Origin of the sequence: Thalassotalea sediminis (assembly GCF_030295915.1) — a bacterium.
Lineage (GTDB): Bacteria > Pseudomonadota > Gammaproteobacteria > Enterobacterales > Alteromonadaceae > Thalassotalea_C > Thalassotalea_C sediminis.
This window is the reverse complement of record NZ_AP027361.1, coordinates 2,025,555-2,045,434: the sequence shown is the minus strand read 5'-3', so window position 1 is coordinate 2,045,434 and position 19,880 is coordinate 2,025,555. Positions and strand designations below refer to the sequence as shown.

At 36.9% G+C, this 19,880-nt stretch carries 14 protein-coding genes and 1 riboswitch; of the genes, 9 read left to right on the top strand and 5 right to left on the bottom strand.

The features are described 5' to 3' along the window. Positions 1-82 precede the first annotated feature (82 nt). The 5 genes from QUE09_RS09375 (at position 83) to QUE09_RS09355 (ending at position 8,167) form a co-directional block, all read left to right on the top strand. Entirely contained in the window at positions 83-2,350 is a 2,268-nt protein-coding gene (locus QUE09_RS09375) for a beta-N-acetylhexosaminidase (protein WP_286232510.1), read from the top strand. A gap of 82 nt (positions 2,351-2,432) precedes the next feature. After that, a complete protein-coding gene (locus tag QUE09_RS09370) occupies positions 2,433-2,975 on the top strand; it encodes an RNA polymerase sigma factor (protein WP_286232509.1) in 543 nt (180 codons plus the stop codon). A 24-nt stretch (positions 2,976-2,999) separates the two neighbouring features. Next, a complete protein-coding gene (locus QUE09_RS09365) occupies positions 3,000-4,037 on the top strand; it encodes a FecR family protein (RefSeq protein WP_286232508.1) in 1,038 nt (345 codons plus the stop codon). Positions 4,038-4,167: 130 nt separating this feature from the next. Continuing rightward, a complete protein-coding gene (locus QUE09_RS09360) occupies positions 4,168-6,807 on the top strand; it encodes a TonB-dependent receptor (protein WP_286232507.1) in 2,640 nt (879 codons plus the stop codon). A gap of 169 nt (positions 6,808-6,976) precedes the next feature. Next, positions 6,977-8,167 carry an isocitrate/isopropylmalate family dehydrogenase gene (locus QUE09_RS09355; protein ID WP_286232506.1) on the top strand — a complete coding sequence of 397 codons (1,191 nt, stop codon included), beginning with the start codon at positions 6,977-6,979 and terminating at the stop codon, positions 8,165-8,167. 62 nt (positions 8,168-8,229) lie between these two features. Here the strand turns inward: QUE09_RS09355 and cspD are convergent, their stop codons facing one another. After that, complete coding sequence (gene cspD, locus QUE09_RS09350) at positions 8,230-8,454, bottom strand: cold shock domain-containing protein CspD (RefSeq protein WP_286232505.1); 225 nt, start codon at positions 8,452-8,454, stop codon at positions 8,230-8,232. A gap of 210 nt (positions 8,455-8,664) precedes the next feature. Here cspD and clpS point away from each other — a divergent pair, with 210 nt between their 5' ends. Both clpS and clpA read left to right on the top strand, forming a co-directional pair. Continuing rightward, on the top strand, positions 8,665-8,985 hold the full coding sequence (clpS, locus tag QUE09_RS09345) for an ATP-dependent Clp protease adapter ClpS (protein ID WP_286232504.1): 321 nt from the start codon (positions 8,665-8,667) through the stop codon (positions 8,983-8,985). Between the two features lie 29 nt (positions 8,986-9,014). Next, entirely contained in the window at positions 9,015-11,270 is a 2,256-nt protein-coding gene (clpA, locus tag QUE09_RS09340; RefSeq protein WP_286232503.1) for an ATP-dependent Clp protease ATP-binding subunit ClpA, read from the top strand. 67 nt (positions 11,271-11,337) lie between these two features. Here clpA and QUE09_RS09335 read toward each other — a convergent pair whose 3' ends face one another. From QUE09_RS09335 to QUE09_RS09320, 4 genes are all read right to left on the bottom strand, one after another. Further along, positions 11,338-15,114 (bottom strand): Calx-beta domain-containing protein, encoded by a 3,777-nt coding sequence (locus tag QUE09_RS09335; protein ID WP_286232502.1) that lies wholly within the window; start codon positions 15,112-15,114, stop codon positions 11,338-11,340. 116 nt (positions 15,115-15,230) lie between these two features. Then, the gene (locus QUE09_RS09330; RefSeq protein WP_286232501.1) at positions 15,231-16,937 is read right to left on the bottom strand and encodes a proline--tRNA ligase; all 1,707 of its coding nucleotides are present in this window, start codon (positions 16,935-16,937) and stop codon (positions 15,231-15,233) included. A 112-nt stretch (positions 16,938-17,049) separates the two neighbouring features. Next, positions 17,050-18,033, bottom strand: coding sequence for an ion channel (locus QUE09_RS09325; protein WP_286232500.1), 984 nt, complete (start codon positions 18,031-18,033; stop codon positions 17,050-17,052). Positions 18,034-18,113: 80 nt separating this feature from the next. Continuing rightward, positions 18,114-18,437, bottom strand: a complete 324-nt coding sequence (locus QUE09_RS09320) for an RNA-binding S4 domain-containing protein (protein ID WP_286232499.1) — start codon at positions 18,435-18,437, stop codon at positions 18,114-18,116. A gap of 134 nt (positions 18,438-18,571) precedes the next feature. After that, a riboswitch (cyclic di-GMP riboswitch) is annotated at positions 18,572-18,654 on the top strand. 67 nt (positions 18,655-18,721) lie between these two features. On the opposite strand from QUE09_RS09320, the gene QUE09_RS09315 reads away from it, so the two are divergent. After that, positions 18,722-19,066: a DUF3718 domain-containing protein gene (locus tag QUE09_RS09315; protein ID WP_286232498.1), complete on the top strand. Its 345-nt coding sequence runs from the start codon at positions 18,722-18,724 to the stop codon at positions 19,064-19,066. A gap of 326 nt (positions 19,067-19,392) precedes the next feature. Next, positions 19,393-19,719 carry a hypothetical protein gene (locus QUE09_RS09310; protein WP_286232497.1) on the top strand — a complete coding sequence of 109 codons (327 nt, stop codon included), beginning with the start codon at positions 19,393-19,395 and terminating at the stop codon, positions 19,717-19,719. Positions 19,720-19,880: the final 161 nt, after the last annotated feature.

Sequence of the window (19,880 nt, the reverse complement as noted above, 5' to 3'; positions counted from 1 at the left end):
ATGCGTTGTTATTATTTTTCAACGCCCATTATTTTTATTGCCCCCGCAGGTAACTGCGGGCTTTTTATTTTAGGAATAAATTGTGAAATATCTAATTGCGTTAATTTTCATTATTTTTAAAAGTCCAGCGTTTGCTGCACAGCATAAGTTACCTGTACTATTCCCATACCCTGAGGAAGTTCGTTGGCAATCAGGCCACTTTAGCTTAAATAGTCGTACGAGTATTTATGTTAATGAGAAAGGGGCACATGCAACTGCAATGCTCTTTTCTCAAGAAGTTCAGCCAACAACTGGGTACTTATTTCCACTGTCAGAAACCCCTAAGAAAAACCAATTGCGTTTTGTTATAGATAAAACAATTAGCCACCTTGAAGGCTACACCATTGATGTAACTGACAACATTGTTTTGCTAAAAGCGAGTACCCCCAAAGGGCTCTTCTACGCAAGCCAAACATTGAGGCAATTATTAGACGCTGACATTGAAACAAAAACACCTATTAATCGGTCTGCTTGGTTGATCCCTAACGTTATTATTAAAGATAAACCCGCCCATCAATATCGTGGCATGCATTTAGATGTCAGTAGACATTTTTATGACGTTGACTTTGTAAAGCGATACATTGATTGGTTATCACATCATAAGTTTAACAAGTTTCAATGGCACTTAACGGATGATCAAGGTTGGCGAATTGAGATTAAATCGTTTCCTAGATTAACTTCTATTGGAAGCGCGCGTAATAAAACCGTTGTAGGACATACATACGACTATCAACCTTTATACGATGATTTACCGCATCGTGGCTTCTATACACAAGCCCAAATTAAAGAAATTGTTGAATACGCAGCGATCAGGCATGTTGAGGTAATTCCAGAAATTGATGTTCCTGGACATTCAACGGCGATACTTGCTGCCTATCCCGAATTTTCCTGTCATGGTAATAATATTAGCGTTGAAAGTCATTTTGGTATCTTCGAACAGGTACTTTGTCCAACAGAGAAAACAATGAATTTTTTAGCTGATGTATTTCAGGAAGTAGCGAGTCTTTTCCCTAGTAAGTATATTCATATCGGCGGCGACGAAGTGATTAAAAAACAATGGTTAGAAAGTAATTCAGTGCAAAAGCTAATGCGAACGTTGAATATTACGTCGGGCGAACAATTGCAAAGCTATTTTATTCACAGAGTAACGAATATTTTAACCGAGCTAGATAAAGTAGCCGTTGGCTGGGATGAGATTTTAGAAGGAGGCGCACCAAACACAGCGCTTATCACTTCTTGGCGCGGAACTGAAGGAGGTATAGAAGCAGCTAAACGCGGTAACAAAGTAGTAATGACACCTTATCAGTTCACTTATTTTGACGCATATCAATCTCGTTCTATTGACGAACCTAAAGCAATTCATGGTTTCTTGCCGATAGAGAAGGTTTATCAATTTAATGTAATGCCTGAACAGTTAACACCTGAGCAGCGCCAAAATATAATCGGCGTTCAAGGCGCACTATGGACAGAATATATAAAAACAGAGCAACATGCGCAGTATATGATCTTTCCAAGATTAGCTGCACTTGCAGAGGTTGCATGGTCTACTAATAAAAGCTGGGCTCGATTTAATGAACAGTTAGCAGCGCTATCTGATCGTTATCACGCAATGGGAATTAATAGCAGTAAATCTTATTTAGTCCCTTGGGTTAAAAAGGTGAACGCTACTACAAAGCAAGTATCGGTGTCTTTTGCTCAACTTAACAAAGAAAGGCAATTGGTTATCGAACATGACAACAATACGAACAATAGTCGAACATACGCTAACGTACAGACTATTGATGTCAGTGGTGCTCGTTTACACACGATTAAAGCACACACTAGAAACAAAGGTGAACGTTCAAAATCAGTACATTTAACAGTCGCACCGCATAAAGCGATTAATAAGCCGATCAGTTTTAAATATGCACCTGTTGAGAATACTGCACATCGAATTAATGACGGTATTTTCGCGTTTGATCAATATTATGATGTTAATAAATATACTATTTTTGAAGCAAAAAACTTAGATGCTGTCATTAACTTTGAAGAGATAACGCAAGTTTTCCGTGTTGTTTTTGGTATCGATGCAGGCAGGCATAGACAACTGGTGCCTCCAGAAAGTGTTGAAATACATAGCTCTGTTGATGGGATTAATTGGCAATTGATTAAAATGCTAAGTAACAATGATATTCATGGCCCCGTCATTGATATTACATTTACGACAATCGCTACACAGTATTTAAGAGTCGTAGCAGTAAACAAAAAACAATCTCTAGATGCTCAAATACCACTTTTACCATTATACATAGATGAAATAGCAGTATTTTAGAATTTTAAATTATTTATTCCCAAAAACAATAACTCGTTCGTTACTGTTACTATAGGGTAACTTCGAGAAAGTAATTTGTTAAATGACTAATACATTAAGGAAAATCGAACAGTCGTCACAAGATGAAAAATATAAAGCGCGAATTAAAGCGCTTTATGTTGACCACTACAAACGATTGATACATCACATTGTGAAAAAAGGTTTGTCGCATAAAGAAGCAGAAGATATTGCACAGGAAGCATTTGTTAAATTACTGGGTCTAGAAAGCAACGGAATTAGTAATTATATACAAGCGTACTTATATAAAATAGCGACTAATTTGTCTATCGACAAGCTTAGAAGGCAAACCAGAAATCCTGTCGAAGCAGACAACAATCAGATTTCACAGGGTATTCATTACACATCACCTGAAAGGTCAATAGAACACCAACATGCGCTAACCTTGGTAAAAGAGTCACTTCGTAAATTACCGTTAAAATGTAGACAAGCATTTGTATTATATAAAATTAAGGGTATGGAATATCGAGAAATTGCTGAAATAATGCAAATATCTGAGAGTATGGTACGTAAGTATGTCTTACAGGCAGTGAGAAGTTGTTACCAACATATAGCAGTGAACTCGTAGAACCGATCAAACATGAGAAAACAAATGAACAATGTAACGACCGATAAAGCGCAACAACTACATGTTGAAGAAGCTGCTGCTAAGTGGCTATTATTGCTTGAAGAATCGCCTACAAAAGAAAATACCGAAGCGCTGAAGTGTTGGTTAGATCAAGATGAGCGCCACAAAAACATTTACCATGATATGAAACTAGCTTGGTCTGAGGCTGCTCTTTTAACGGAAAGTGATCTATTGCAACCTCACGAACGAATAGAAGCTTTAACAGATAAAACGCCGATAATTCAAAGGTTATATTCGCGTTTTAGTTGGCCAGTTGCTTTTGCCAGTTGCGTGTTATTAATTGTGGCTTTTACATTCATAGAACTATCCCCAGTTCTACAAAAAGGTGAACTTACACAAAAAGTAACTACTGTTAATAAACCTGAATATTATACGACTCCAATAGGTGAGTCGAGAATAGTGAGATTAAGCGATGACTCTACTATTGCAATAGCGTCAGGAAGCGCTATTTCGGTAAATTATACCGAGACAAAAAGAAGCATTGAGTTACTTAAAGGCGAAGCGCTTTTTACTGTCAGTAAAAATAAAATAAAACCTTTTGTTGTTACCTACAAAGGTCGAATTGCGCAAGCTTTAGGAACCGCATTTAATGTTAAAGAATCGCAAGGTGACATGCACGTACAAGTTTTAGAAGGCACTGTTAAAGTTGCATCTATTGCAAACAGTAATTTATCGAAGAAAATTTTAACAGCAGGACAGGGTATTTCTGTTAATCAAAATGGCAGTATGTCCGATGTAAGTCGACATACCAATAGTACACAAATGGGGTGGCAAAAAGGCCGTTTAAGCTATGTAAATGTGGCACTGTCCTCTGTTGTGTACGATATAAGCCGTTATGTACCCTTACATATTTACATTCAAGACAAAAGTGTGGCAGACATGCGGTTTACAGGCAATATTAAGCTTGAAAGGATTGAAGAATGGTTCGCAGATCTTCCAGATATTTTTCCATTAGATATTCAACAATATGGCGATACTAAGGTGATGACAAAGAGGGAATGACCTTAATGTCCTAATAATAAAAATGAAAACTCTGAAGGACAATATTCAAACAATACACTACCAAGCCAGATATCCAATATACTGGCTCTTTTTGATCGTATTACTTATGCAATCATTTAATGTTAGAAGTATGTCAGTTACTTCGCTACACAATTATCAATTTATTGACGAAAGTATCGAACAGGCATTAATTGAAATTGCAAAGTTAAATAATACTCAATTAATAATGCAATCTGGGGAGTATTCTCAACAATATGTTACCTTGACTTGTTTATGCAGTCTGACAGAGGTTTTGGATAAACTGTTTAAAGATACTCACTTTCAATATCGTTTATCAAAAAACGGTAGTTTACTTGTTTATGTGCAAGCGAAAACATCTAAGCAATCACAAGCTATAAACAAAGAAAGTTATGAACGGATACTCGTTACAGGGTTTACACATAAAGCCAAGTCTATTTTGAGAAGCTCAAGTGCTGTAACTGCTTATAATAAATCGACCTTCATTGATCAAGGGCAACCCAATAGTGCTGATATGTTGAAGCATGTGCCTGGCTTTTGGGTAGAAGACTCTGGAGGTGAAGCAAATAATAATGTTGCCCCTAGGGGCCTTAGAGGAGGCGAAGGCTATAGATTTATAAGCGTTATGGAGGATGGTTTACCTATTAGCTACGATGGGATATGGGTCGATTTTTTTCAACGTCAAGATATTATGACAAGCTCCGTTGAAACTATTCGAGGCGGTAACAGTGGTATTCTTAGTGTAAATGGGCCTGCAGCCGTAGTGAACTTTATTTCAGAAGATGGAACGACTTCTCAGGACAATGAAATAGTGTTGAAACAAGGGGTTGATCACAAGTCAACACGTGTAGATCTAAGAATCGTAGAAAAAATCAGCGATAGTTGGCACATAGCATTTGGAGGCTTTTACCGTAAAAGCGATGGTATACGAGAACCAGGTTTTACTGCTGACAATGGCGGTCAATTGAAAATTGTCAGTAACTATCAAAAAAAAGATACTAGCATTAGTGTCATTGCAAAAGTGCTAAATGATAAAACTACTTTTTATTCTCCAATCGTTTTTACTGGCGAAAAATCACCTAAAGCCGTCAAACACCTATCTGCTACGCATGGTACTATGTTAAGCCGATATTTTTCTAAGTTGACTTTTACGCCACCTATTGAACAGTCAAATGTCATTGAAGACTATGATATTCGAGATGGACAACAAACTAACATGACGTCATTAGGCATATTTGGTCATCACGACGTAAATGAAAATTGGCGGTTTTCTTATAAAGTACGTTATTCGGATATGCAAAATGACATGCTTGCAATGATCAACTTGGATAACAATACTATTTTCACTGCAAATGAGTACCTATCATCACCAGAGGTTCTAGGTTTCCTTAATCAAAACAAAGCGGTTGGCGCTACTGAAGCAATTTTAAAAAGCGTCAATGATAACTTTCAAGTTCAAAGCGATAGTACAAAACTTTTTTCAATTGCCTACCCATTATATTCAAATTATCAACAATATCAGTGGTTCAGTAATGGTAATATGTCCTTTGATTATGACGTGTTAAGCGGTAGTTTAGGGCATTATTTTGCACGTAGTAAATATACATCATTACCTTTTGATAAGTGGCTTGGACAATACTTAATTGATGTGAAACACCAACCTCAAAGATTCGATATTATCGGGCTAAATAAAGTGGGCGATGAGGTAGCTAAAATGACAGAAGAAGGCCAACTTTCATCATTAGGTCCTGCTTACATTGATGGAAAAGGTTTCGTAGAATCGCATTCTCTATATGGGCAGCTTAGCGCTAACGTTTTAGATATGTTGACGTTTGATGTTGGCATACGACTAGAAAATTTATTATTAGAGTCAACCGCAAGTACTGACAAACTCTATTTTGAAGAACACTCTTTACCGATCAGGTATATTTCTAATTATCAGTTTTCACGGAAGAAAAAATTCAAGGAGTCGGCTTGGAATATTGGTGTGAATTATACGCCAAATGAACATATTGCTTTATTTGCGAATACTGCTGATGCGTTCGAAATGCCAAGAGTGACAAGTTTTGGAAACGCTATAGGTTGGTCAGACTATGTCGATAATGTGCCTGATACACTTTCATTTGAACAGCCAGTAAGGCTTACTTTCAGTGAGTTAGGGTTTAGATATGATCAAAATAATTCACTTATCACCGCAATATTGTTTAAAACAAAGTTTGATCCCTTATTGGTCAATGTCTATCGAGGAAAGTCTGCGTCTGAAACAGTGTTTATGAATACGGAAACAATAGGCGTCGAACTAGAATTTTTCCACCAATTAAACAAAATTCTTACAGTTAAGGGCACTAGTGTTTGGCAACGAGCTCGTTTTAGTAATATTTCACAACGCTTTGAAGAAAGTATTTATAATCATAATCAGATAACTAGAACACCTGAACTACAACTTAGGTTGGAGACTGTATTTGATATTGAAAATATCAACATGGCAATTCGTTATCATTATATAGGCGATCGTTATTCAGATATCGCAAATAAACGTAAATTGCCAAAGTTTCAATATGTTGATATGAATATTAAATGGCAGATTTCTCCGCAGTTCGCCGTTAATTTAGTGGGTAACAATATATTCAATTCTTATGGTTTAACTGAAGGCAATCCTCGTACTAACCATGAATTAACATCGTCTACTTATTATTACGCGCGACCAATTTTTGGTCGCTCATTTAGTTTATCGTTTCAGTATCATTTTTAGTGTGTAAGGGTCTCAACTAATACATTTTCATATCGTTTATCAATTAAAATTAACCCATTATTTACTTACGTTATATTGAACATCACTGATTCTATATTAGAGAAAAAACGTTAACTCGTTTAGCTTAAAGGTCATACCACTTAGCATATTTAGCGACGAGGAAAGTGAAATGACAACAGCAATAATACCCCCTGTACAAGGGCAAGAAATTTCTATAAATAGTCAAGGAGCACTCGTAGTGCCTAACTTCCCGATCATTCCATATATTGTTGGTGATGGTATCGGTGTAGATATTACACCAGTAATGCTAAAGGTCGTTGATGCTGCTGTTATGAAAGCTTATGGCGGAGACAAAAAGATTGCATGGCTAGAAACATATGCAGGTGCAGCCGCTATAGAGCACTACAACGATGATATTTGGCTACCTGAAGAAACCGTAACAGCTTTTAAACGATATAAAGTTGGTATTAAAGGACCTTTAGATGCGCCTATTGGAAGTGGGCTGCAATCTTTAAGTATTCAACTACGAGAACAGCTTGATGTTAAACATTGCCTAAATACATTCCAGTGTTTTGATGGTTTACCCAAGTGTATTAATCATCAGCAACTCATTGATATCGCAATTTTTCAGTCAGAACCTTCGGTGGTGTCTACAAAGAATATGACGATTGAAAATGAAGAAGAAACCTATGCAAGCACTATTTCTATTAATAAGTTGGATGTAGAGCAATTATTAACTCGTGCGATAGAGCATGCAATTACCCAAGATAAAACCAGCGTTGCAATTGTACATGATGGTGGAGATACAGCACAGTTTAGCGACGCTATCTGTAAATGGGGCTATCACCTAACGAAGGCTTCATTTGACGGACGAGAGATAAACGGTGGTCCATGGGTAAATATTAAAAACCCTATAACCGGCAAAGAAATTACGATTAAAGATTTAAGTATTGAATCATTAATACAACAACTTATTTCTAATCCTGCTGAGTATCAGGTGTTAGTTGCACCATTTGCTTATGGTTCAAGTCTACGAAGTTTACTGTCAACGATAAGTAATACTATAGGTATTACGCCTGCATGTTACTTGAGTAAAGAAAGTGCTATTTTTGAAGCAACACACGGAACGGCACAAAAATATGCTGGATTGAATAAGGTCAACCCTAGTTCATTACTATTAGCCTCGGTGTTAATGTTAAGGCATATTGGATGGCATGAAGCAGCAAATTATATTGTTACTGGCATGAGGGGAGCCATAAGTGCGAAAACCGTCACCTATGACCTTGCTAATAAGATCGCTGACAGCACTATTTTAACGAGTTCGGGTTTTGGTGATTGTATTTTAGAACATATGAACTAGTGGCGAATAAATTGGCCATAAAAAAACACAGCAATTGCTGTGTTTTTTTATTACAGATATTACTATTCGCTAATATCATCTAAATCAGATGGCTTGATTACCGATGCATGATGACCCTTAGGCCCTGCATTTAGTTCGTAATCAACATCTTGACCTGCTTTTAATGTACGATAGCCGTCCATTTCAATTGTGGAATAGTGTGCAAAAATGTCTTCGCCACCATCATCAGGGCGAATAAAACCGAAACCTTTTGCGTTATTAAACCACTTAACTTTACCGTGAGCCATACATCTACTTCCTTCTAAATTCATCGGTAATTAGGTATGCTTCCCCAGAAACACTAAAACACTAATTAGTGACTAAAATTTAGTCACTAATTAAATCGTAGATAATAAAATAAATTAGTCAAGTATATTTCACAACTAATTAACGTTTTATTTTTAATTTTTAACAAAAATGTTAAAGCAAATTTTTCTACCACAGACTAATATAAAAGTATGAGTAATTGGAAAGAAATATTCGACAACCAAGAGTTGTTAGAAGACGAGGTTGTAGAACAGTACCAAAAACCACCTATGTATACCGTGGTGCTATTAAATGATGATTACACGCCGATGGATTTTGTTATCGACGTTTTAAGAAAGTTTTTTGGCATGAACGAAGAGAAAGCAACCGATGTTATGCTTGAAGTTCATTACAAAGGAAAGGGTCGTTGTGGCACATTTACTGCAGATGTAGCAGAAACCAAAGTCAGTTTAGTATGCGATTATGCAATGGAAAATCAACATCCATTGATGTGTACTATGGAAAAAGCGTGATTTTGCGTAGTGTTGAAGTGGAGTAGCCGATGTTAAATAAAGATTTAGAAATTTCGTTAAATATGGCCTTCCGTCAAGCGAAGGAATCTCGTCATGAGTTTATGACGGTAGAACACTTGCTGTTGGCGCTGTTGGATAATCCGTCATCATTACAAGCATTGAAGGCTTGCGGTGCAGATATGACGAAACTTAGACAAGAATTACTCGATTTTATATCAGAGACAACGCCTGTAATTCCTGAAGGGGAAGAGGAGAGAGAAACACAACCTACTTTAGGGTTTCAACGTGTTTTACAACGCGCTGTATTTCACGTGCAATCTTCAGGAAAAAGTGAAGTTAATGGTTCTAACGTTTTGGTTGCTATTTTTAGTGAACAAGAATCGCAAGCTGCTTATTTTCTTAAAAAATCAGACATTAATCGTTTAGATATCGTTAACTATATTTCACATGGTATTGCCAAGGTCGATGGTCAACAAAGCACTAAACCTCATGAAGAGCTTGGACAACAAGAAGAAGAGCCAAGAACGGTAGAGAACTTTGCCACTAACTTAAATGAGCAAGCTAAAAGCGGCAGAATTGATCCGCTTATAGGCAGGGCAAGTGAATTAGAAAGAACATTACAGGTACTTGGGCGTCGCCGTAAAAATAACCCTTTATTTGTTGGAGAAGCAGGCGTTGGTAAAACAGCAATAGCAGAAGGGCTTGCTAACCTTATTGTCTCAGAAAAAGTGCCTGAATTTTTAGCTGATACGACGATCTATTCTTTGGATCTTGGTGCTTTATTAGCGGGTACTAAGTACCGAGGTGATTTTGAAAAACGATTTAAAGCACTGTTAAAAGAATTGGAAAAAGAAGGTAATGCAATTTTATTTGTTGATGAAATTCATACGATTATTGGTGCCGGTGCTGCATCGGGCGGTATGATGGACGCTTCCAATTTAATTAAGCCGCTACTTTCTTCAGGTAAACTACGTTGCTTAGGTTCGACGACTTATCAAGAATATCAAAGTATATTTGAAAAAGATCGTGCGCTTGCACGTAGATTTCAAAAAATAGATATTGTTGAGCCTAGCGTTGACGATACAACAAAAATTTTACAAGGCTTGAAAGAAAAATACGAGTCTCACCATGGTATTCGGTACACGAACAAAGCGTTACGGGCCGCTGCCCAGCTGTCAGCAAAATATATAAACGAACGCTTTTTACCGGACAAGGCCATTGATGTTATTGATGAAGCAGGAGCTAAGCAACAGCTTCTAGCAAGCTCTAAGCGTAAGAAAGTCATTAATGATGGCGATATTGAAACCATTGTTGCAAAAATTGCGCGAATACCTGAAAAATCAGTATCGTCATCTGAAAAGGACAGCCTTCATACGTTAGATAGAAATTTAAAACTGGTCGTGTTTGGTCAAGATCATGCAATTGATGAACTCACATCTGTTATTCGCCTGTCTCGTGCAGGACTAGGTCAAGAGAATAAGCCAATAGGCTCTTTCCTATTTGCAGGACCAACTGGTGTTGGTAAAACAGAAGTCACTCAGCAACTTTCAAAAATACTAGGTGTAGAACTATTACGTTATGATATGTCTGAATACATGGAAAAACACGCCGTAAGTAGGTTAATTGGGGCGCCACCGGGGTATGTTGGTTATGAACAAGGTGGGTTATTAACAGATGCGGTTATTAAACATCCTCATGCTGTCGTTTTACTTGATGAAATAGAAAAAGCTCACCCTGATGTTTACAATATATTATTGCAGGTAATGGATCATGGTACGTTAACAGACAATAATGGCCGTAAAGCTGACTTTAGAAATATTACCTTAGTGTTGACTACAAACGCAGGTGTAGCTGAAACGACTCGTCAATCTATCGGTTTTAAACAACAAGATCATAGTGTTGATGCGTTAAACGAAATTAATAAAGTCTTTTCGCCAGAGTTTAGGAATCGATTAGACAATATCATTTGGTTTAATCACCTTGATGATATTGTAATTCAACAAGTTGTTGATAAGTTTATCGTTGAATTACAGGCGCAATTAGATGATAAAGGGGTTTCTTTAGAGTTAACGAAAGACGCGAAAAAATGGCTTGCTACCAATGGATATGATAAAACGATGGGCGCACGACCTATGGCAAGAATTATTCAAGAGCATCTTAAAAAGCCACTTGCTAATGAACTATTGTTTGGTGAGCTTGTACAAGGTGGCGTTGCTAAAGTAGGCGTGAAGAAAGATAAACTCGTGCTAAGTTTTGAATCTAAAAAGGAATTAGTAGAGCATTAAAAACTGAGTATTGTTGCTATAGCGCTTATGTAAAAAAACGCCACATTATCGTGGCGTTTTTTATACGTTATTTTATCGTCTTGCGTTTTAATAACATACTCATAGTAAGTAAAGTTAGGAGATACCATAACGTACCTCCACCGCTTCCTCCTCCGCTTGAAGAAGGAGGCGTAGCAGTTGAATCGTTATCTAGTATCGTAATCGTGGTTGTATTTGTTGTGCCTATCACGCCTTCGTTATCTGAAGAGATCGTAACGGAAAAATTTTCGTTACTTTCATCAACGTTATCGTCAATAATGCTAATAGTGATACTTTTTTCTATCTCGCCATCTGCAAAAATTACTGTACCATTTTTAGATGTGTAGTCACTGCCGCTTAATGCTGTTCCATCTAGGGTTTGATACGCTACGTTTAATTCACCATATGAGCCATTTTCACGAATTAATATTAGTGATACTTCACTGGTATTCTCGTTTACAGACGCAGTAGAGCTTGATAGCGACACTGAACCTTTGGCAGGTTGCTCATCATCCACTATGGTAATCGTTAATAGCTTGTCCTCGCTGGTTACAACTGCGCCGACAGCGTCGGTCAATGTTAAATAAAAGGTTTTGTCTCCTGAATAAACATCATCATTCACCAATTCAATATTAATATCCTTACTATATTCACCGTCAGCAAAGGAAATGGTTTGCTCGGTAAACTGATAATGTTCACCATTTATTGCGCTATAGTCCGTATAGCCAACTTTAACCGATGCAGCATTTTCTGCTTTCTCAGGGCGTTGCAATGTTAAAGTTAAAAAGCCAGCATTCTCTAATACTTCAATATTACTTTGTAGCCATGCAATATTTGCTTGATCGTTGTCTTTCATCGTGACATCAATTGTATCAGGAGAACCTACGGTACCATTTAATACATTTTTTAGGGTGATGCTAAACGATTTGCCGTCATCATAGCTGTCGTCATCGACGGCACGTAAATTTAACGTCTTGAAAAACTCATTTTCAGCAAAATCTAAGGTTTGAGTTATACCTACGTAATCACTTCCAGCAATCGCTGTTCCAGAATTGGTAACAATATCAACACTCAAAAAACCTTTTCCGCCTTGTGAACGGATCACGTTAATTCTTGTTGGGCTCGCGTCTTCATTGAGCACGGCACTGCTAAATTGAAAATGTACATTTCCTGGTTCATTGTTATGGTAAATTGGATAGCTGCCGCTATCTATTTCATTTCTATTAGATACACCATCACCGTCAAAATCTTGCGTGTCCTCTGTTGAACTACAATTAGCTGAAGCCGTAAAGGTAATAACCGTTAGATAGTTTTTAACATAGTCTTGTTGCCAACATTTGATTTCGTTAACGCCTGAAAAGTTAACAACTTGCCATGTGTTATGAAGTTCAAATATGGCACTTATGTCACTGATATCTGTATTGCTTAAATCGAAATTGTTTAAAAAGTAAGCATTTTTAAGAGGTGTTATATCAATAACATTGGTATTGCCGATATTTAAAGAGGTTAGCGCCGGTAGTTGTTTTACAAATTCAAGCGAATTAATCGCTGTATTATATAAAGAAAATGTTTTTATATTTGTTAAATTTGATAATTCTGGTAATACCGTTATTGGATTTCTATCTGCATATAAACTTGTTAGGCCTGATAAGCTTTGAATTGGTGATATATCGGTAATATTATTACCACGAATTTCTAATGTTACTAACGATGTAAAAGCATTTAATAACGAAATATCCTGAATATCGTTATCATCTATGGCAAGTTTTGCTAATTTGGGTAATTGGCCTGAATTAGGTAAGATCGTTATTTGGTTGCCATCCAATTCTAAATCTACTAATGATTTAAGCGCAAATAAAGCATCAACATTTGAAAGTTGATTGTAGTAAAGCGACAGCGTTTCTAATTTAGGTAGGTTAGTTAACGAGGATATATCATTAATTTGATTTGAGCCCAAATTTAGTGTTTTTAACACCGGTAGATTACTAAGTGGAGACACATCGCTAATTTCATTAGCGCTTACATAGAGTTGTGCTAGAGCATCAGCGTTTTTCAACGGCTCTAAAGATTTAATGTTATTGTCAGATGCGTAAATAAAGCGCAACGATTGCTTGTTTGATAATGCAGCAATATCCTCAATATTATTATCGCTCATCCAAAGCATTTGCAGGTTGTCACTTGCGGTTAGTGCCGAAATATCGGTAATGTTATTATGATCTAAATAAACTTGCGTTAACGATGTTAGTGATGACAACGGTGAAATATTACTGATAGCGTTACTGTCAAGATAGACAATAGATAGTTTAGTTAAGTGAGATAGCGATGTAATGTCACTTATATTATTGTTGTTTACAACTAAACTTACGATATTTGGAAAGTTTTCAATGCCAGTTAATGAATCAATATTACTATAAGCGCAATATACGTTAGTTACTTGTCCAGCATACTTTATATTGTTGTTGTTTACTAAGTTGCTTAAGCAGCTTTTTAAATTGTCATCCGATATATTTGATAACGCATCACTCGATAATATCAGGTTCGGATCTTGTGTATATAAATTTGCTAGGTCACTATTTACTTGGTTAAGGGCAAATCGAGCATCTGCACCATTAATGGGATCATTTCTATCGACACCGCATGGTAACTCAGTACAAAGAATCTCTGGGTTTGAAAATTTATATACTTTACTTGCATTGTTAACAGCATATGCCATAACAGAAGAAAAACCATTTTCAGGATCAGCTACGCGATGGCCGAGCGCGAATGGAAACGTATATCCTGTATCTCCTTGTGCTCGAGAATGGGCAAGCCCCATATTATGCCCTAATTCATGCGCTAATACATAGTCCCCACAGTCTATACTTGTATGGCTATACATGTAATTTATTGAGGTCGTGATTGATGCATTTCCCCAGGCAAGTCCACAAGCAGAATCGCCATCAACATATGGGCGCAACAACGCGACCATGTCTGCACCTTTTTCATAGCGTAAGTTTTTAATATCACTGAAAGCTGCATGATCATTAAATGTGATATCGTCCAATGCGGCATCAGAGTCTAAATCAGATGGATAGTCGACAGAAATAATATCTGCGGCAGAAACAGTTAGGTTGACGTTACTATCAACATATATTTGATTTGTTACTTCGATAAGGTGTTGAATACGAGTTAGCACGTCGCCATTATATTCGCTGTCAATAAAATCTTGCGGTATAGCATAAACAAACAGTACATCAACATTGGCAATATCAGATTCGTTACTCGCACTTTTGTTTGGTTTACTTACAAAATCAGCGTTATTTGCTGTGATCTCAGATCTATTTGTTAATCTATTTAACTGTGCATCTTGGTTTTTCGTAACTTGGTGTTTGGGGATTTTCACATCATTATTAAGCGGCGCAACCTGCTTAACGTTTTCATTAATTAACCAACCAGAGTGCGTCTTCCCTTGCGCAACCCATGTTTGTTCTGGCGATACTATTCGCATAAAAAACTGGCTTTTACCCTGAGTAATAACAACAGGGAGTTGTTGCTGATCTGTTTTTATATGGGCAATGATATGTTTGGTGTGCTTTTTGTTCTTGATGTTGGTGACAATAGCCTGATAGCTTGCACCGTTTTTGAGATTAATCGTAAAGTTGTCGCCGATACTATAAGAAGACAGGGCAGTTGAATCAATTGAAAACTTTTCACCTTGTTGATACTTGGTACTTATACCAGCGTTAGCTTGTTTATCAGCGCTAACGTCTCGCCACGTAAATAAGTTATCTGCAGCCAAAAGCTGTGGTGCTATGAGTAAGGATAGGGCACCGAGAATGTTTCTCATATAAACTCCATATTAAAATGATACACCTAAAGTGTATCACACCCTATAAAATGTAAATATAAAGTTAATATAAAAATGGCTAAGGGATATTTCCTTAGCCATTTATGAAAGCCTTATTATTCAAATAGGCTTAAAACGTCACTTATATTTATCAATGACTTGTCACCTGTGATGCGGTTTTTAACTTCGATTTTATTTTCATCTAAGTTGCGTTCACCTACAATCAACAATAGCGGTGTACCTATCAATTCATGATCAGCAAACATTACGCCAGGGCGTTCTTTACGATCATCAAATAATACGTCAACACCAACATTTTTTAACTGTTTGTAAAGGTTTTCAGCGGTTTCTTTTACGCGTTCTGATTTCGCCATGTTCATAGGCACGATTGCAGCCTGAAAAGGCGCTATCGCTTTTGGCCATTTAATCCCGTACTTGTCGTGGTTCTGTTCAATTGCGGCCGCTACAATACGAGAGACGCCAATGCCATAACACCCCATTGTTAAGGTTTGGTTCTTACCAGATTCGGTTAATACGCCACAATTCATCGCTTTGGCATACTTATTACCAAGTTGGAAAATGTGCCCCACCTCAATTCCTCGTTTAATAACGATATTACCTTTGCCACATGGGCTTGGATCACCCTCGACAACGTTACGAATATCAGCGACGTCATAGTCAGTGATGTCTGTATCCCAGTTTACACCTGTAAAGTGAAAACCATCTTTATTAGCACCACAAATAAAGTCCGCTAAATGGGCGGCACTATGATCAACAATAACAGGTATTGATAGTCCAACGGGGCCAATAGAACCTGCCTCGCACTTCACGGCTTGATTGATTTGCTCTTCGCTTGCAAAAGTAAGCGGGCTAGCAATTTGTGGCAAGTTTTCGGCTTTGATCTCATTTAGTTGATGATCACCGCGTAACACTAAAGCAACAATAGGCTGACTTTCGCCTTCTGATTGCCCTAAAACAAGCAAGGTTTTAACTGTTTGTTTAGCATCAACTTTTAATTGCTGAGCCACATCATCGATTGATTTTGCATTTGGGGTCGATACTTCAGTTAATGATTGTGTGCTTTCTGGTCGTTCACCGCTTGGTGCTAAGGCTTCTGCTTTTTCAATATTTGCGGCGTAATCACTGCTATCAGAAAAGACTATGTCGTCTTCACCTGATTCTGCGAGTACATGAAATTCATGAGATCCTTCACCACCAATGGAACCATTATCTGCTACAACAGGGCGGAAATCTAAGCCTAAACGCTCAAATATTTTGCAATATGCTTCAAACATTGTTTGATAAGTTTTCTTCAAACACTCTTCAGTAATGTGAAATGAATAGGCGTCTTTCATTAGGAATTCGCGACCACGCATAACACCAAAACGTGGACGTATCTCATCACGAAATTTCGTTTGAATTTGAAAAACATTCAGTGGTAATTGTTTATAACTGTTCACTTCGTTTCGCACGATCGCTGTAATAACTTCTTCATGCGTTGGTCCTAAAACAAAAGGGCGCTCATGACGGTCATGTAGTCGAAGTAATTCAGGGCCGTAATCTTCCCAGCGACCAGATTCTTGCCATAAATCAGCCGGTTGAACCATTGGCATTAGTGTTTCGATAGCACCGGCTTTTTCCATTTCTTCACGAACAATGTTTTCAACTTTTCTTAAAACACGTAAACCTGTCGGTAACCAGGTGTACAGTCCAGAGGCAATATTACGTACTAGACCTGCACGTAACATTAATTGATGGCTAATTACTTCAGCGTGCGCTGGCGTTTCTTTCAATGTTGAAAGTAAATATTGGCTTGTACGCATGGATGTGTGTTTCCGTTTCTGTCATGAATAGATTAATGTCCCTATTCTAGCAGGGGCGCTGAATGTGCAAAAGAGAAAATTGCACTAAATAAGGTTGGCGATTCGTTTTTTTCTATCGCGTCATTTTCTTTACAAATACAACCACGAATAAAGCGATTGTAAAACTGCCTGTAAAAGCTTGAATTGCGGCAATCGCTCTTGAAATTCCTACAGGTGTAAAATCACCGTAACCCAGTGTTGTGAAGGTGACAACAGAATAATATAAACAAGAGATAAAAAAAGAGAAGTTTTCGATAGCTGTTTTACTTGCATCAAAGGTAAGCACTTCACCGCGAAAATTTAAGCCAGTGAAAGTATAACAAAGTGCACAAATAAAAATTATTATCAATGATAAACCTACTATTCTTAACGGATCTTCGCCATAGCCACAAAACAAATCAACTATTTTAGAACCTATCCGTTTAAAAGAATACTTAGGCATTTGATAGCGTCGCATGGTGAGCTCTTTTTGGATTAGTGTACCACCAATGCTAAATAAACCTTCTTGCTCGGCATGTTTTCGTAAATCCCGGTATATTTCTTCTGCTTGTTGAAAGTAATCTAACGCAAGCAATGGCTTATTGGCCTTTAGTGCTTGCTTGGCATTAATTTCTTGCATCAGTTTTTTACCGAAATTGATATTTTCGATTTTACAGCCTTTCCATTTAACGCCAAGCAAGTTGCAACGTGTTAAGTTGCCACAATTTAATTTAGCGTCGCTTAGGTCAGCTTTCATTAAACTGGCGTTTGATAAATTGATGTTAAATAAGTGTGCACCCGATAAATTGGCGCGATAAAAATCTGTATATGAAAAGTCGTAACCAACTTTTTGATGATGATTGACTAAATCAATACCTGTTAAGTTTGCTTCTTTCAAACAAATACCTCTCGTCAACCCTCCTGAACGAACATATTGCGTTAACTTGTCTTGGATATTGTCATGCGTTTTATCTATTGTTTTATCATGCCAAAAACAATACCCAGAAGGTTCAGCCTGCGCTTTGCATTTGTAACCTTCCGGATCGTTATATTGACATAAGTTATTTATAGTACTCATGTTTAAGAGTATAGATATTGAGACGTGATCTTTCTAATCAGTTAAATATTAAACGTGTTTTTGTCGTTAAAGTTTCAACGCTAGAAGTTAATTTTCTTTCTACCACCTTTAACTTGCCTAGGTGCAGAGCTTTTTTCTTTAGGCAATTGTTTGGTTTTTTTTATTCGTTTTTCGGGAATCTTTGGAGCTTGGTGACAGATCAACAAGATATTTTCACCATTAAAGCTGACAATATCTTCATGATAAACTTTTTTACGTTTCTGAACTACTACTTCGCCGTTAAGCTGAACATAACCTTCCATTATAACTATTTTAGCTTCACCACCACCGCTAACTAAGTTTGCAATTTTAAGTAATTTGTATAATTCGATGGGTTGCGATGATACTTCTATTTCTATAGTCATTATATATCCGGTGAGTATTTATCATGAAGATCTATTTTAACGATTTGTCTGTTGAGTTGATAGATTGAATTATTGAAACATAAAAGAAACAAAGTTTTACTTGTAATTTTGTTTGATATCTATACAATGCGCGCAACTAGAAACGGCAAGGTACTTGAAAGGGTATTACGCAAAGCCACCAGTCTACGGATTTATCTATGACAGTGGGGCTACCTAAGTGTTACAAAAGCTTTTCATGCTTGTGGTTTCTTAAAAGTTATTAACATACTTTAGAAAGGGTAATCATGAAAAACTTACTAATCGTTGCTTCTTTATCATTAGCTACATTATTTGTTGCACCACAAGCCAAAGCAAACGTTGTTGCGCAAAACTTATGCGAATTTGTTGCTGCGGATGCTAAATCAGACTTACGTAGATACTTAAAATCAAATCGTATTAAAATTCGTAACGTATTTGACACTGTTCAATGTAACGGTAAAAACTTATTACAATTTGCTGCGACAGCTAATGCTACAGAAACAGGCACAATGATGATTGGTAAATTATCAAAAAAAGTTGTATCAGCAAACCTTGCAAGTATTACAAATACTGGTCTTAAAGCTGCTGCTAATGAGCGTGTAAACGGTTAATCATTAGATTACAAAAGATTTTAATAAAGCGGGCGCTAAATGGCGCCCGTTTTTTGTTTTGTACGAGTAAATTTTCTTCGTCAACGCTTAAAAATTATTTAGCTATAAAACATCCTATTGCTATAAGTATTCGATCTAAATTATTTACCCTACGTAGATCAACTTTAAAATAATGTACTTACCTGATTACTTACATCACTTTAACAATCAATTTACATGTTGTTGTTTGAAGCATTCTCAATTTTTCTCTATGGTTATTGATAAAGGGAATTAAGTTTAAACGAGGAATCTTGTTTAACTTTGTGATGACGATGAGAGGTAACGTTATGTATTTTCGAGCGTATAGTCGATTAAAGTATGACATGGTTAAGCTTGTGTCAGTATTATCTTATATAACCATTATCGGCTGGGTCATTGCCGCTTTTATTTATGGTAATAATCGTTCTGCCTTAGCTAAGTTCCATCTACGTGACTCTTTAGGCTTAACCTTAACTGGGGCATTATTAGCGTTAGTTCCTTTTGTCGGATGGTTATTATGTTTGGGCGTCGCGGTGTTATGGTGTGTTGGTCTTTTTCATGCCTTAATAGGGCAACGCACGGCATTACCAATTGTTGGTGATTTTTATCAAAAACACTTAGATTTCATTCGATAAATTGCTAAAAATTAAGTTTATTACTCATATACTTATGAACGACATACGTTAATACTTACGGTAACAAGTATATTTATCGGGCATTCAGTTAATCGTTGCTAGTGTTTCTTGAAGCGATATGATTAAATTCTCTGTAAAGAATACGATTAAATGGATGCCCT